This is a genomic window from Nocardiopsis sp. NPDC101807 (assembly GCF_044766605.1).
Taxonomy (GTDB): Bacteria; Actinomycetota; Actinomycetes; order Streptosporangiales; family Streptosporangiaceae; genus Nocardiopsis; species Nocardiopsis tropica.
In genome coordinates this window covers 82,704-96,169 of sequence record NZ_JBIWMK010000011.1, presented here as the reverse complement: position 1 = coordinate 96,169, position 13,466 = coordinate 82,704, and the positions used below count along the sequence as shown (strand labels likewise).

Genomic DNA, 13,466 nt, shown 5'->3' with positions numbered 1-13,466 from the left:
AGCGCGCCGCGTCGCACCCCGTCCTCGAGCGGTCTCCACGCCGGTTACCGTCTGAGCATGGTGATCCCGAACGACGAAGAGATCCGTGCGCTGCACGAACGGTACGCACCCACCCGGGAGGCGTTCGACCTCGTCCACACCCACTGCGAGATCGTCCGCGCCATCGCCGAGCAGCTCATCGACCGTTCCGACCTCGTGTTGGACCGCGACCTGGTGCGGGCCGGATGCCTGCTGCACGACATCGGGGTCTACCGCCTGTACGACCCCTCCGGCCGGCTCAACCACGCGCGCTACGTGAGCCACGGGGTGCTCGGCCACGAGATCCTCGCCCAGGAGGGGCTGCCCGAGGCGCTGTGCCGTTTCTGCTCGCACCACACCGGGGTGGGCCTGACCCGCGAGGACGTCCGCGACCAGGGGCTGCCCGTCCCGGAGGCGGACTACCTCGCCGAGTCGGTCGAGGAGGAGCTGGTGATGTACGCGGACAAGTTCCACAGCAAGCGGAACCCGCCGGTGTTCTTCTCCGCCGACTCCTACGCCGCGTCCGTCGCCCGCTTCGGCGAGGACAAGGTGACCCGCTTCAAGGAACTGCGGACACGTTTCGGCACACCCGACCTGGCCCCGCTCGTGGCGGCCCACGGCCACGCCCTGTTCTGAACCTTCACCGCAGTACGCTGCTCTGCCTGCTACGCCCTCGCGGCGGTCGACGGCGAGGTCGAACGGACCTCGGTCGCCCTGCACGGTCGGCTGGACGTCGAGAAAGCTCCCGAGGTGCGCGTCAGCCTGGTTCTGGCCATCGCGCAACTGGCTCGCGAGCACCACACGAACCGTGACACCACCGTCTGGGCCCGTGAGCTGTGGGCCTCCTCCGGCCAAACCGCCGAGACACGACTGGGCGCAGCACTGGCGTGGCTGTGCCTGACAGAGGAGCCACTGCCCGATCAGCTTCTGTCAGTCCTGCCCCAGGTGCTCACGCCGACGGTGGTCGACGCCATGTCCCGGGTTCCGTGGATGCAATACGTCGACATCGGCAACACCGGGGTGTACCGCTGCCTGACCGAGATGCTCGGCGCGCAGGCGCAGCAGGTGCTCGGCGAAAACACGCAGGACCTTCGGGACCCCGACCCGTGGGAGTGAATACCGCTACCACACCGCGACCATGTCCACCATCACCGGCAGCTCCGGCAGCTCCGGGGTGCGGTAACAGGCGCGTGCCTTCTCCACACGGGCCGGTGTCGCGCACGGAATGTCGACCGTCCGCTGACGCTTCACCCTCCGAGCGCATGCCGGCCTTCCGGACGCGGGCAGGGATCCCGTACGACCCCGGGTTGGAGTGGTCTCCGTAGCACCGACGCCCAGCGCACACGCCCCGATCCTCCCTCACAGCAAGGGCCGCCCGGCAACACCATCGGTTCACCGCATGACCGAACCCGGCCAACCGGACTCGGCCTCTACCGCGCCCGCCGACCCGCTGCTATTCGTTCTCCATGACCTACGATCACCGGTTGGTCCAGACCGCGACCCTCGGCGGGCGCCGTTCCGATGAGCCCGTGTTCCTCCCCATGGAACGACACCTGGCCCTGAGCTTCAGGGACCGGCACCAGGACGCCACCTTCTGGTGCGGCGAGCTGCTCGGCGGTTGCGGTGGCCAAGTGGGGGTCGAGAACTACCTGGACTTCCTGGCAGCGCGCCGGGAACTGCTGGCCGACGTGGCCGACTCGTTCCTGTCCGAGCTCGCCTCGGGCTCCGACTCCACCGCCGAAGCGGTGGAACCGCTGAGGCCGGTCGTTGTGGTCGCCGGCGAACCGGACGACGCCCGGTCCATGCAGGTTCGGGAGATGGTGGACTCACTGCTGGGGTTCGTGAACCGGCGCGGCCAGGACGCGGCGGGCGAGTCGGCGGAGGAGGCACGGACGCAGCCGGAGTTCTCACCGTTGTTCACCGAGGAGGAGCTGAACCGGGCCCGGACCAGGCTGGAGCAGTTCGGGCACCGCTTCCCCGACGCCTGACATCCTGCACGCCTGATCCGCCCCCGGGCCGACGAGGAAGCGATGCCCGAACCAGACGAGTCAGAGAAGGCCCGGGGGTCCGGGCAGCCTTCCGGCAGCGAGAACCGGCTGCACGGGGATATCCACAGCCCGACCGTGATGGCGCGTGACATCGACGGCGGGGTGTACTACCAGCAGATCACCGTCCTGACCCGGAAGCGGGAAGGTCTGGACGACGAGGAACGGGAACTCCTCGCCACCCTCGGAGCCGAGACGCTCCGGGCGGGACAGCTGGCGGGGGAGGTCTCCTCCCTCCGGCGTCAGTTGGAGGAACATCGCAAGACCTCGGCGGCCGAACACGGCCTCCTGCGCCGACGCATCGCCCACCTGGAAGAGGAGCGCACGCACGCTCTCCACAGGATCGAAGAGCTGCACAGCGAGCTCAAGGAGTCGCGTGAGCAGCGTCTGCGGGTCGAGGCCGAGCGGGACGAACTCCAGGAGGACCAGGTCATGCTGCACTTCGCGCGAGCGGAATCGGAACTGCAGCGCAACGAGGTTCTTCGGAGGGAGATCACGGAACTCTCGCAGCAACGCGACCTCCACTACGAGTGGGCGCAGGAGGAAGAGCGGCGCGTCGCCGGAACGCGTGACGAGCTCGTCCGTGCGCGTCAGGAGGCAGAGGTACGTGAGAGCGAACTCCTGCAGGTCCAACAGGAGCTCGAACGGACGGTGACCGAACTGGCCGGCCAGCGCGACCTCCACCGGGAGCGAGCCCAGAACGAGGAGCGACGTGCAGCCGAAGCCCTGTCGGAGCTCTCCCGAATCGAAGAGGAGAACGGACGGGGCACCCACGCGACGCCGACCGGACCCTTGCGCGTCCTCCCGTGGCAAGCCGCTTTCCTGGGCCTGCTGGTCGGCCTCGTCCTGATGGCGGTGCTGCTCACCTGACCGCACTGCACGGCGCGGTGTCCGACTCCGTACAGGCCAGCTGTAGGTGTTTCGATGGCAGCGCGTGAAGGTCGGTCGGTCACTGCCGCGCCCCCGCGTTCCCGACCTCCGGGCTCTGGCCTGCGCATCCCGGCCGGGACTGCCCCGAGGACACACACGCCCCCACCCGGCCAACGGCCCGCTGACAGAGGCGCCCTGTCAGCGGGGGTCAACCGGCCTGTTGGGGGTTCGTTCCACGGCCGAACGGGCTCACGGCGCCGACAGTGCAGCTCACAGACCCGGAGGGTGTTCGTGTGAGAACCCCGACTTCTCTGCGTTTCCCCCGCATCTTCTCTCTCGGCCGGGGCGGGGAGGCCGACGTCCGGGTTCGGGACGGGCGGAGCGGTTCTTCACCGCGATGAGCCGGACCTGGAGTCCTTCGACATGGCGGAGCAGCGGTTCCCCTCCACGGGGCGGCCGCCCGTGGTGCTGACGCACGTCCGCGCACGAGCGCGGCGGACCGGGCGGCGGACCGGTCTCCCGGTCCTTCGGACGATCAGCGTGGAGGGCGGGCTCATCACGGAGGTGCGCCCCTTCTACCGGGACACCGCCGCCATGGCCGGCTCCTGCGCGGTCCCGGGGCCGGAGGTCTGACGGCGCTCTGCAGGCGCACCGTGCCCCCTCGGGGGCCGGCGCCCGGGTCCGCCACGGCCCCGGGCGCCGGCGTCTGGGTGGGGGGTCAGTCGAAGTGGCAGCGGGGGTGCGGGACCCGGCCCAGGGGGCGCTTCGGGGGCCGGGGACAGCGGGTGAGCGCGCGGACGCGGTCGTGTCCGCCGCGGGCCCGGCGGCGTGCGAGCGTGTCGCGTTCCTCGGCGGGGGCGGGGGCGGCGGACTGCGTGGGAGGCGTGCAGGGGGCGAGGAGCACGTGCGGGTTGCCCAGGGCCGCCGTGAGGGCGAGCGCGAGGAACCCGGAGCAGGGGATGAAGAGCGGACGTCGTTGCTCAGGCATACACGAAGCCTGACAACAATCACGCTGGGTCGTGCGCCGATCACAGGAAGAATCGTGTCCGGTTCAGGCCATGGGGAGAACACATGAACCCTGTCCGGCACGGGTAGCGCTTCAGCCCCGAAGGCGACATATCAGCCTCCATGGGTTTTTCCGGCCCCCATGGCGCCCGGAGCGCCACCCCCGATCTCCGCAGACCGACACCGACGCATGCGCGCAACCCAGGTTGACACCAGGGAGCGCGCAACCTAGGTTGACAACATGGACGCAGTAGAGCTGGCAGCCGTCGCATCGGACACGTCGACCCCCGTACAGGGTCTGCGCGCCGTCGCCTCGTTGCGCGCGGTGGTCGACTCCCTGGAACTGCGGCAGGTCGAGGAGGCTCTGCGATCGGGTGAGTCGTGGTCCTCCATCGCCGCCGCGCTCGGGGTGACCCGTCAGGCCGTCCACAAGAAGTACGGGAAACGGCTGCGTCACGTCGAAGCGACCGAAAGAGGACAAGGATGACGAACCCGTCGCCTAAACAGGGTCTGCTCAGCAGGAGTTACGACCGGGCCGCGATCCACGAGGCCGCGAGCCGTGAGGCGGCGCGCGCGGGCCGGCACGAGGTCGGCTTCGAGCACCTGCTCCTGGGAATACTCGTCAACGGCGGCCCGGGCGCCCGTCTGCTCATGAACGCCGGGGTGGGCCTGTCCGAGGGACGTTCGGCGATCGACGGGATCCTCCGCGAGGATCTCGCCCTGCTCGGGATCGACGTGCCCGTGCCGCCCCCCTCCGGCGGTGGGAAGCCGGGGCTCCTTCCGCTCACCCCCCGCCTGGAGGAGATCGAGATCGACTGCCCGTGGAGCGGGGGCGACACGGCCCTGCTCGCGGCGCTGATCGACGACGAGGGCGGCCGGGTACGCAGGCTGCTGGACCGGCTGGGCGTGGACACCGACAGGTTCCGACGCGACCTCGACGAGCCGGTGGAGGCCCCCGAGCCGATCCCTGCGGACGGCTCCCGCCTCGACGGGCAGCCGTCCGAGGGGTGGGCGTGCACGACCTACGACCTCCAGGTGCCCGTGTCGGCGGAACGGGTCTGGGAGCTGGTCAGCGCCCCGGGGCGCCGGAGCGAGTGGGAGCCGTCCGCCGTGTCGTCGCGACAGCTCGGCGGCGGTGTCGTGGAGCTGACCGCCATGTCGGGGCAGACAAGCCGGGAGTCCATGACGCACAGCGTCCCCGGCCGCGAGGTGACCTGGACGCGGAACCCGGGGTCCGAGACCCCCCGCAGGACGCGGATCGTCATCGAGCCGGTCGGCGACCACGCCAGGCTGCACCTGCGCATGGACTGGCCCAACGCCGTGCGGGGCTGGATCGCCAACCGCATGCTCGGGTGGATCAGCCGGAACATGCTGCGGAGCAGCGCCCAGGGCATCGCCCACGCCGCCGCGTCGTAGCGGACCTGCCGACGGAGAACCCCGGCCGGTACCCGGAGACCCGGCCACCGGAGGGAGCACATCGGCTCCGCTGTCCGGCCCGCCGTACGGGTGTGGGTCCTCCGCAGGGCCGGTCCCCCAGGGGCGCCCCCGTGACAGCGCCGTGCCCCCCAGGAGGCAGCCTGGGGGGCACGGCGTACGGGTCCGGGCGACCCTCCGTACCGGTGCGGGTCAGTCCCGGGGGAACTCCTCCGCGGAGGCGGCCCTCTCCTCCGTCCCGGTCGCGTCGCGGGGCGCGCGCCGGGCCCAGTAGGTCGCGACGAGCGCGCCCGACAGGTTGTGCCACACGGAGAACAGTGCGGCGGGCAGCGCCGCGAGCGGTGCGAAGTGCGCGGTCGCAAGGGCGGCGGCGAGGCCGGAGTTCTGCATGCCCACCTCGACGCTGACCGCGCGCCGGGCGCTCTCGGGCATCCCGCCGACCACGCCGACCAGGTATCCCAGGCCCAGGCCGAGGGAGTTGTGCAGCACCACGGCCAGGGCGACGAGGAGCCCGGTGGACAACACCGCGTCGGCGTTGGCGCCGACCACGGCGGCGACGACGAGGACGATGCCCACGACCGACACCAGCGGCAGGACCGGCAGGATCCTCTCCACGAACCGCTTCGCCGCCATGCGCAGCAGCAGACCGGCGACGACCGGGAAGAGGACCACCTGCAGGATCGACAGGAAGAGGTCGGACGCCGAGACGGGCAAGGAGGACCCCGCCAGGCCCAGCACGAGGAGGGGGGTCACGACCGGGGCGAGCATGGTGGAGATGGAGGTCATCGCCACCGAGAGGGCCACGTCGCCGCGGGCGAGGTAGACGATGACGTTGGAGGCGGTGCCTCCGGGCGCGGAGCCCACCAGGACCATGCCGACGACCAGCAGGGGCGGCAGGCCGAGCACGTGGGCGATGCCCCAGCCCAGGAGCGGCATGACCGTGTACTGGGCGAGGACGCCGAGGACGACGGCCTTGGGGTGCTTGGCGACGATCGCGAAGTCGACGGGGCGCATCGTCAGCCCCATGCCGAACATGATGACGCCGAGGAGCAGGGAGACGTGCGGGGCGACGAGCGCGGCCTGGTCGGGGACCGCGAGGCCCACGACCGCTCCGGCCAGGACCAGCAGGGCGAACCACCGGCCGACGAAGTCGGCGATGTTCTTGATGACCGTCATCGGACTACTTCCGTGTGTGCCCCGGGGGCGGTGGGTACTGTCCCCGGACGGTTGCCGCCGTTGCCGGTCGACACCGCGCGGCCATGGTAGTCCGCCTGTGACGCCTGTGTTTCGTCCGGGGTGCCCGCGGACCAGGGGCGGGACCCCGTGCCGTCCCGTCCCGCACCGGTCGGCGCCGTGGGAACCGCCACAGGGACGCGGCCCGGATCCCCGTGAGGAACGGCGTTCCCGGGGAAGGGGTCCGGCAGAGGACCCCTTGCCCCCAGGAGGAACGTGGACGTCGGAACGAGGGAACGACGGTTCGTGTGGAGACACCGGCACGGCGCCGTGCTCGCCGCGGTGGTGGCGCTGATGGTCGGCGCGTGGGTGGCCCAGAGCGCCCCGCGGCCCCTGCTGTGGGTCGCGGCGGCGGTGGCGGTGGCCGCCCTGTCCTGGTGGGCCGTGGGCCGTGTGCGCAGGACCCGGGAGAGGCGGGCGCTCGCGCGGACCGACCTGTCGGAGCTGGACCTGATGTCCGGCACGGAGTTCGAGGAGTACGTCGCGGGCCTGATGCGGGTGCACGGCTACACGGCGGTCATCGTGGTCGGCGGGGCCGACGACGGCGGGGCGGACATCACCGCGCGCTCCCCCGGCGGGAGCGAGGTGGTGGTCCAGTGCAAGCGGTGGCGCCATCCGGTGCCTCCGAACGACGTCCGCGCCTTCATCGGGATCCTGAACAGCAGCTTCGAGGGCTACCAGGGGATGTTCGTGGCCTCCAACGGGTTCACCGAGGCGGCGGCCCGTGAAGGCGCGGAGCACATGGTCCTGGTGGACCGGGACGGGCTGGAGCGGTGGATGGGCGGCGTCGAGGTGCCGGAGCCCCCGCGGGTCTGAACGGCGCGGTCCCCGCGGGCTGAGCCTCGCGCCTCCCGCGCCGCCCGCCGTCCGCCGGGCTCAGCGGGCCCGGCGGACGGCACGGCTCAGGACGGGGAGAGCGCGCGCAGGCGTCCGTCCAGCTCGCGCCGGTAGAAGTCGACGAACCCGTCGGGGTCGGGCCCCGCGTTCTGCATGACCAGGCGGTCGAAGCCCGCGTCGACGTACGTGCGGGCGGCCTCGACGTAGCGCTCGGGGTCGGGCCCGCAGGCGAAGTGCGCCAGGACGTCCTCCTCCCGGACCGTGGTGGTGGCGGCCTCGAAGTTGACCGGGTTGGGCAGTTCACTCATGACCTTCCACCCGGTCAGGGCCCAGCGGGAGGTCTCCAGGGCGGCCTGCGCGGCGGTGTGCTCGTCCTGCGCCCAGGCCATGGGCACCTCGGCGTAGCCCGGGCCGTCGCCGCCGGCGTCGCGGTAGTCGCGCACGATCTCGCCCTTGGCCTCGGTGGCGAACAGTCCGTCGCCGTACTCGGCCGCGAGCCTGGCCGACACCCCTCCGCTGGCCGCCACGGCGATCAGCGGCAGGGTGTCGGGCAGGTCGAAGACGCGGGCGTCCTCCAGTCGCAGGTAGTCGCCCTCGTAGGACTGGTAGCCGCCGCTCCAGAGCAGGCGGATGATCTCCAGGGCCTCGCGCAGCATGTCGTGCCGCACGTGCACCGAGTCGGGGAACTCCTGGCCGACGACGTGCTCGTTGAGCCGCTCCCCGGAGCCGACGCCGAGGACGAAGCGCCCCCGGGAGACCAGGGCCAGGGTCGCGGCGGCCTGGGCGATGATCGCCGGGTGGTAGCGCACCGTCGGACAGGTCACCCCGGTCACCAGCCCGATCCGCTCGGTCCTGGCCGCGATGGCGCCGAGCACGGTCCAGGTGAACGGCGAGTGGCCCTGGTTGTCCAGCCAGGGGTGGTAGTGGTCGCTGATCTCCACGAAGTCGAACCCGGCGCGCTCGGCCAGCACCGCCTGCCGGATGAGCTCCTCGGGCCCGAAGGCCTCGGTCGCCAGTTTGTACCCGATCTGCATGCGTCCCCCTGCTCGGTGGTGGTTCCGGGCGCCCGGCCGCACTCCCCCGGCCCGGCCCCGTTCAGGTGCGGGTCGTCGGACGGACGCCCCGGTTCCCGTCCCCTCTCCCCGGGCACCCATCCAACTACCGCGCGGGGCGCGGGCGGCGCTCCGACACACGAGGGGCAGGCCCGGCCGCCGGGCCCGACCGGCCGCGTTCGGTCAGGTCAGCCGTGTCCGGACGTGGCCGGGAGGGGTGGCGACGACCGCGGGCGGGAAGGTCCCGGGCTGCCGCGCCCACGGGGCCGGGGCGCCGGTCCCTGCCGCGGGACGGGACGGCTCCGCGTGGGGAGCGGGCCGCCGGCACCGCCCGGCACCGGGCGTGGAAGCCTTCCGGGGCGAGGGCGGCGCTCCGGCGCACAGTGGACGGCCGGGGCCGACACCGGAAGGAGCGGGGAGCGAAGACCTCCGGGGCCCGGCGGCCCCGCTGTCCGAGAGGCGACGGAGGAGGCCCTCCCGGTCCGCGGGTCGGCCACGTCGCCCCGGCTCCGCCCCGCGGGCGCTTCCCGAGGAAGGGCCGCCCCCATGCCCCCTCCGCACGTCACCGACGACCGCTCCCCCGACGACGGCACCAGGCTGGGCTTCGACGACCTGCCCGACGCCCCGGCCTTCGCCCAGGCCCTGGACAACCAGTGGATGCCCCCCGACCTGGCGGCCGAGCGCCAGGACGCCAGGCCGTGGGAGGGCACGGACGAGGTCGACGCCGCGGCCGGCGCGGAGCTGCGCCGCGCGCTGGTCAACAGCGGAACGCTGCTCGTCAACCGTGCTTTCCTACTGAACAACCCGGTGCTCAACCGCCACTACGCCCCGGGGTGCGACCCCGGGGAACGGGCGGCCCTGGCCGCCCTGCTCGACGAACGCGCGATCATCCCCTACCTGCTCTACGAGCGGTCGGCCGACGAGAGGCCCGCGTTCACGGTGGACGACGGCGTCTTCGACGCGTGGACCGAGCTCGTGCGCCAGACCCGCCCCGCCTGCCTGCGCTACTCCTGGGACGACGGGGCCAACTCCGCCTTCACGGCCGACACCAACCGGTTCTTCGCCGAGCGCGTGGCACGCGTCCACGAGCTCGACCCCCACCGGCTGGCCGAGGGCCTGGGCCTGCCGCGCGAACAGGTGGACGACATGCGCCGGACCCTGCTGCGGGAGGTCGCGGCCTTCGCGGCCGGGGCGGAGCAGGACACCGGGCAGGTCACCCGCAGCACGGTCTACCAGCGCTTCCTCACCCGGGAGGGGACCCTGCCGCATGAGCGCCTGCTCCGGGAGGGCGACCACGTCGTGCCCGTCAAGCACCTGGTGGACCTCGTGTACAACACGGCCCTGCCCACCCTGGGCGGCGCCAACGCCCACACCCCTCCCCAGTCGCCCCCGAGGAGCGTGCTCCAGGAGCTGGACGGCGCGGGGCCGGAGGCGGACCCCGAGTCCCTGGCCCGCCTGCTCACCACCTTCCGCGGCGTCTACGCCGACACCCTGTACCGCGCCCTCGACGGGCCCAACTCCTACACGGACCTGTCGTTGCGGGCCGTCGTCCGGCTGAGGGCGAGCCCGGAGTGGAGGGCCTACACGGACGCGGTGGGCCGCCTGACCACCGGCCTGAGCTGGGACCGGGTCCCCGACGCCGAGGAGTTCGCGGAGCTCACCAGGGCCGCGGCCCGGTCGCACGCGCAGATGCTGCGCACGGCGCGCAGGCTGGGCGGCCCGGCGGCCGGACGGGGCGGTCCCCGGTCGATCGTCACCGACCTGGTCCTCCAGGCGCCGGGGATGACGGTCACCGTCCTGTCGGAGGACAACCTCGTCCTGGCGGGGTTGGGGGTGGCCGCGGCCCAGGCCCCGCTGGTGGCGCGCCTGGTGTTCCGCGACCGGTTCTCGCCCGCCGCGAGGAGCCTGTCCCACAGCATCACGTTTCCGACCATGCGGCTGGGGAACGCCAAGAGCGACCTCGACGACATCGTCCGTCTGTTCAGGGAGGACCGCGGCCGGGTCCACGCCGACGACCGTGTCGCCGGCCGCCCCTCCGACCAGCAGGTCAACGACGAGGAGTGACCCCTGGACGGGACCGACCGTGGGAGACCCGTGGATCCCTACACCGCGTTGCGTGCCTCACGCCCGGAGGAGTTCGCCAACCTCTCCGGGGGGATCGAGATCCTCACCGACCCGGAGGACGTGGCCAAGGCGCGGGAGCGCGCGGGCGGGAGCGTCGGCGTCGTCTACGCGGACGAGTACGTCACGGTGGTGCGGGACGCCGTGCGCTTCCCGGACGGCCGGCTGGGCGCCTACGTGCGCGTGCTGGGCTCGGACCGGGAGCCCGGCGCCGTCGTTCTTCCCCTGTTGGGCGACTCGGTGGTGCTGGTCGAGCACTTCCGGCACGCCACCCGGGCCTGGCACGTGGAGGCCCCGCGCGGGTTCGGCGAGGACGGCGAGCCCGGTGAGGCGGGGGTGCGCCGCGAGCTCCGCGAGGAGCTCGGCGCGGAGGCCTCGGAGCTGTTCGACCTGGGCTCCGTGCACCCGGACTCGGGGCTGTTCGGCGGGCACGCCCGGCTGTGGGCCGCACGGGTGGCGTCGCTGGGCCCGGTCGACGTCGGGGAGGGCCTCCGCCGCTCCCTGGTCGTGTCCCCGGGCGAGGCGGAGGAGATGGTCGGCGACGGGCGGATCACCGACGCCTTCACCATCGCGGTCCTGACACGCGCCCGGATGCACGGGCTCCTGGGCTGAGTCCGGCGGCGGGCCGGGCCGGGCGGCGGTGGCCGCTCCCGGTGAGGGGGGCCGGGGGCTTCCCCGGGTTCCCGGCCCGGCGGCGGTCGGCCCCGGCGGCGCGGCGCGAGCTCCGGGCCGGGGCCGGGACGCCGGTCCGCGCCACGGTACGGCCCGGGGCCGCGTGGGGGGCGGGCCGCCGACACGGAGCGGGCACCGGAGCGGCTCCGGTGCGGCCGGGGCCCGGGGCCGCGCCACCGGGCGGGACCGCGCCCCGCGGAAAACGGGTTGCCGACGCGGAGCGGGGCGTGGAAGCCTTCCGGGACGCGCCGGCGACCCCGCGCGTTCCGGCAGAACCCCACGTGGAGAGCGGTCTTGGGCTACATCGACGTCAACCAGGTCAGTCATACCCTTCCCGACGGGCGGGTCCTGCTGGACGCGGTGTCCTTCCGGGTGGGCGAGGGTTCCAAGACGGCGCTGGTGGGGGCCAACGGCGCGGGCAAGAGCACCCTGCTGCGGATCGTGCGCGGCGATCAGCGCCCCGGGGAGGGCGCGGTCACCCTGGACGGCGAGCTGGGGGTGATGCCGCAGTTCATCGGGCACGTGCGCGACGAGACCACCGTGCACGAGCTGCTGGTGTCGGTGTCGCCGGCGGCGGTGCGCGAGGCGCACGCCGACGTGGAGGCGGCCGAGGCGGCGATGATGGTCGACGACGGCGAGAAGACGCAGATGCGCTACGCCGGGGCGATCGCCCGGTACGGGGACGCCGGGGGCTACGAGGCCGAGGTGGTGTGGGACCAGTGCTGCACGGCCGCGCTGGGCGTCCCCTACGAGCGCTGCCGGTGGCGCGAGGTGCGCACCCTGTCGGGCGGTGAGCAGAAGCGCCTGGTCATCGAGGCCCTCCTGCGGGGGCCGGCACCGCTCCTGCTGCTGGACGAGCCGGACAACTACCTGGACGTGCCCGGCAAGCGGTGGTTGGAGGAGGCCCTGCTGGCCTCCCCGAAGACCGTGCTGTTCGTCTCCCACGACCGCGAGCTGCTGAGCCGGGTCCCCGACCGCATCGTCACGGTCGAGCTGGGCGCCGCGGGCAACACCGCGTGGACGCACGGGGGCGCCTTCGACACCTACCACGCGGCGCGCCGGGAGCGGTTCGAGCGCCTGGACGAGCTGCGGCGGCGCTGGGACGAGGAGCACGCCAAGCTGAGGGCGCTGGTGGCCACCTACAAGCAGAAGGCGTCCTACAACTCGGACATGGCCTCGCGGTACCAGTCGGCGCGGACCCGCCTGCGCCGGTTCGAGGACGCGGGGCCGCCGGAGAACCTGCCCCGGGAGCAGAACCTGCGGATGCGGCTGCGCGGCGGGCGCACCGGCAAGCGGGCCCTGGTGTGCTCGGGGCTGGAGCTGACGGGGCTGATGCGCCCGTTCGACCTGGAAGTCTGGTTCGGCGAGCGGGTGGCCGTGCTGGGCTCGAACGGGTCGGGGAAGTCGCACTTCCTGCGGCTGCTGGCCGGGGGCGGCAGCGACCCGGCGTCGACCCCGCTGTCGGAGGAGGAGCGGGCGCGGGTGCCCTCCGTGGAGCACTCCGGGACGGCCCGGCTGGGCGCGCGCGTGCTGCCCGGGTGGTTCGCGCAGACCCACGAGCACCCGGAGTTCGCGGGCCGCACGCTCCTGGACATCCTGCACCGGGGCGAGGGGTCCCGGCGGGGGATCCCGCGGGAGGAGTCGGGGCGGGCGCTGGACCGCTACGAGCTGGCGCCGGCCGCGGAGCAGGCGTTCGACACGCTGTCGGGCGGCCAGCAGGCGCGGTTCCAGGTGCTGCTGCTGGAGCTGTCGGGGACGACCATGCTGCTGCTGGACGAGCCGACGGACAACCTGGACGTGGTGTCGGCGGAAGCGCTGGAGTCGGCTCTGGATGCCTACCAGGGCACCATCCTGGCGGTCACGCACGACCGGTGGTTCGCGCGGGGGTTCGACAGGTTCGTCGTGTTCGGCGCGGACGGTGGCGTGTACGAGGCCCCCGAGCCGGTGTGGGACGAGGCGCGGGTGCGCCGCGCGAGGTAGGGCGGGCGCCTCCCGGGCGCTCCCGGCGGGAGGCCGGGCCGCTCCCCCGGGGGGTAGGGGGAGCGACCCGGCCCGTCTGCGCGGCGGCCGGGCGCCGGGCCGCGTGGTCACCCGCGGTGTCCGGACCGGGGGCGCGAGCCCGGGGTCCTCATGGGTTTCGTACGAATTGCGCCGTGTGGCGCCACAATCTATCACCGGG

15 protein-coding genes are annotated in these 13,466 nt (G+C 73.2%); 11 read left to right on the top strand and 4 right to left on the bottom strand.

Translation table 11 applies throughout. The features are described 5' to 3' along the window. The first annotated feature begins 57 nt into the window (after positions 1 to 57). Together ACIRPH_RS28365 and ACIRPH_RS28360 are read left to right on the top strand one after the other, a co-directional pair. Positions 58 to 654, top strand: a complete 597-nt coding sequence (locus tag ACIRPH_RS28365) for an HD domain-containing protein (protein WP_402919720.1) — start codon at positions 58 to 60, stop codon at positions 652 to 654. Between the two features lie 114 nt (positions 655 to 768). Then, complete coding sequence (locus tag ACIRPH_RS28360) at positions 769 to 1,134, top strand: hypothetical protein (protein ID WP_402919718.1); 366 nt, start codon at positions 769 to 771, stop codon at positions 1,132 to 1,134. Between the two features lie 6 nt (positions 1,135 to 1,140). On the opposite strand, the gene ACIRPH_RS28355 is transcribed toward ACIRPH_RS28360, so the two are convergent. Next, positions 1,141 to 1,269: a hypothetical protein gene (locus ACIRPH_RS28355; RefSeq protein ID WP_402919716.1), complete on the bottom strand. Its 129-nt coding sequence runs from the start codon at positions 1,267 to 1,269 to the stop codon at positions 1,141 to 1,143. A gap of 215 nt (positions 1,270 to 1,484) precedes the next feature. Here ACIRPH_RS28355 and ACIRPH_RS28350 point away from each other — a divergent pair, with 215 nt between their 5' ends. From ACIRPH_RS28350 to ACIRPH_RS28340, 3 genes are all read left to right on the top strand, one after another. Continuing rightward, the gene (locus ACIRPH_RS28350) at positions 1,485 to 2,006 is read left to right on the top strand and encodes a hypothetical protein (RefSeq protein ID WP_402919714.1); all 522 of its coding nucleotides are present in this window, start codon (positions 1,485 to 1,487) and stop codon (positions 2,004 to 2,006) included. Positions 2,007 to 2,048: 42 nt separating this feature from the next. Then, positions 2,049 to 2,933 (top strand): hypothetical protein, encoded by an 885-nt coding sequence (locus tag ACIRPH_RS28345; RefSeq protein WP_402919712.1) that lies wholly within the window; start codon positions 2,049 to 2,051, stop codon positions 2,931 to 2,933. 423 nt (positions 2,934 to 3,356) lie between these two features. Further along, positions 3,357 to 3,566: a hypothetical protein gene (locus tag ACIRPH_RS28340; protein WP_402919710.1), complete on the top strand. Its 210-nt coding sequence runs from the start codon at positions 3,357 to 3,359 to the stop codon at positions 3,564 to 3,566. 85 nt (positions 3,567 to 3,651) lie between these two features. Here ACIRPH_RS28340 and ACIRPH_RS28335 read toward each other — a convergent pair whose 3' ends face one another. Next, positions 3,652 to 3,921, bottom strand: coding sequence for a hypothetical protein (locus ACIRPH_RS28335; protein WP_402919708.1), 270 nt, complete (start codon positions 3,919 to 3,921; stop codon positions 3,652 to 3,654). Between the two features lie 258 nt (positions 3,922 to 4,179). Here ACIRPH_RS28335 and ACIRPH_RS28330 point away from each other — a divergent pair, with 258 nt between their 5' ends. Beyond that, positions 4,180 to 4,425 carry a hypothetical protein gene (locus ACIRPH_RS28330; protein ID WP_402919706.1) on the top strand — a complete coding sequence of 82 codons (246 nt, stop codon included), beginning with the start codon at positions 4,180 to 4,182 and terminating at the stop codon, positions 4,423 to 4,425. Continuing rightward, positions 4,422 to 5,354 carry a Clp protease N-terminal domain-containing protein gene (locus ACIRPH_RS28325; RefSeq protein WP_402919704.1) on the top strand — a complete coding sequence of 311 codons (933 nt, stop codon included), beginning with the start codon at positions 4,422 to 4,424 and terminating at the stop codon, positions 5,352 to 5,354. The genes ACIRPH_RS28330 and ACIRPH_RS28325 overlap by 4 nt, the downstream gene beginning before the upstream one ends. A gap of 210 nt (positions 5,355 to 5,564) precedes the next feature. Here the strand turns inward: ACIRPH_RS28325 and ACIRPH_RS28320 are convergent, their stop codons facing one another. Continuing rightward, complete coding sequence (locus ACIRPH_RS28320; protein ID WP_402919702.1) at positions 5,565 to 6,548, bottom strand: bile acid:sodium symporter family protein; 984 nt, start codon at positions 6,546 to 6,548, stop codon at positions 5,565 to 5,567. Positions 6,549 to 6,899: 351 nt separating this feature from the next. Here ACIRPH_RS28320 and ACIRPH_RS28315 point away from each other — a divergent pair, with 351 nt between their 5' ends. Then, positions 6,900 to 7,421, top strand: a complete 522-nt coding sequence (locus ACIRPH_RS28315; RefSeq protein ID WP_402919961.1) for a restriction endonuclease — start codon at positions 6,900 to 6,902, stop codon at positions 7,419 to 7,421. Between the two features lie 86 nt (positions 7,422 to 7,507). On the opposite strand, the gene ACIRPH_RS28310 is transcribed toward ACIRPH_RS28315, so the two are convergent. Continuing rightward, complete coding sequence (locus ACIRPH_RS28310) at positions 7,508 to 8,476, bottom strand: TIGR03557 family F420-dependent LLM class oxidoreductase (protein WP_402919700.1); 969 nt, start codon at positions 8,474 to 8,476, stop codon at positions 7,508 to 7,510. A gap of 564 nt (positions 8,477 to 9,040) precedes the next feature. Between ACIRPH_RS28310 and ACIRPH_RS28305 the strand changes: the two genes are divergently transcribed. From ACIRPH_RS28305 to ACIRPH_RS28295, 3 genes are all read left to right on the top strand, one after another. Further along, positions 9,041 to 10,558, top strand: a complete 1,518-nt coding sequence (locus ACIRPH_RS28305) for a hypothetical protein (RefSeq protein WP_402919698.1) — start codon at positions 9,041 to 9,043, stop codon at positions 10,556 to 10,558. 30 nt (positions 10,559 to 10,588) lie between these two features. Next, positions 10,589 to 11,227: an NUDIX hydrolase gene (locus ACIRPH_RS28300; RefSeq protein ID WP_402919696.1), complete on the top strand. Its 639-nt coding sequence runs from the start codon at positions 10,589 to 10,591 to the stop codon at positions 11,225 to 11,227. Positions 11,228 to 11,581: 354 nt separating this feature from the next. After that, positions 11,582 to 13,267, top strand: coding sequence for an ABC-F family ATP-binding cassette domain-containing protein (locus tag ACIRPH_RS28295; protein WP_402919694.1), 1,686 nt, complete (start codon positions 11,582 to 11,584; stop codon positions 13,265 to 13,267). The last annotated feature ends 199 nt before the right edge of the window (positions 13,268 to 13,466 follow it).

Excerpts from the sequence above, each read along its gene's own strand:
- ACIRPH_RS28365 (WP_402919720.1), top strand. The coding sequence starts at position 58 with ATGGTGATCCCGAACGACGAAGAGATCCGTGCGCTGCACGAACGGTAC.
- ACIRPH_RS28350 (WP_402919714.1), top strand. The coding sequence starts at position 1,485 with ATGACCTACGATCACCGGTTGGTCCAGACCGCGACCCTCGGCGGGCGC.
- ACIRPH_RS28345 (WP_402919712.1), top strand. The coding sequence starts at position 2,049 with ATGCCCGAACCAGACGAGTCAGAGAAGGCCCGGGGGTCCGGGCAGCCT.
- ACIRPH_RS28340 (WP_402919710.1), top strand. The coding sequence starts at position 3,357 with ATGGCGGAGCAGCGGTTCCCCTCCACGGGGCGGCCGCCCGTGGTGCTG.
- ACIRPH_RS28335 (WP_402919708.1), bottom strand. The coding sequence starts at position 3,921 with ATGCCTGAGCAACGACGTCCGCTCTTCATCCCCTGCTCCGGGTTCCTC.
- ACIRPH_RS28330 (WP_402919706.1), top strand. The coding sequence starts at position 4,180 with ATGGACGCAGTAGAGCTGGCAGCCGTCGCATCGGACACGTCGACCCCC.
- ACIRPH_RS28325 (WP_402919704.1), top strand. The coding sequence starts at position 4,422 with ATGACGAACCCGTCGCCTAAACAGGGTCTGCTCAGCAGGAGTTACGAC.
- ACIRPH_RS28320 (WP_402919702.1), bottom strand. The coding sequence starts at position 6,548 with ATGACGGTCATCAAGAACATCGCCGACTTCGTCGGCCGGTGGTTCGCC.
- ACIRPH_RS28315 (WP_402919961.1), top strand. The coding sequence starts at position 6,900 with ATGGTCGGCGCGTGGGTGGCCCAGAGCGCCCCGCGGCCCCTGCTGTGG.
- ACIRPH_RS28310 (WP_402919700.1), bottom strand. The coding sequence starts at position 8,476 with ATGCAGATCGGGTACAAACTGGCGACCGAGGCCTTCGGGCCCGAGGAG.
- ACIRPH_RS28305 (WP_402919698.1), top strand. The coding sequence starts at position 9,041 with ATGCCCCCTCCGCACGTCACCGACGACCGCTCCCCCGACGACGGCACC.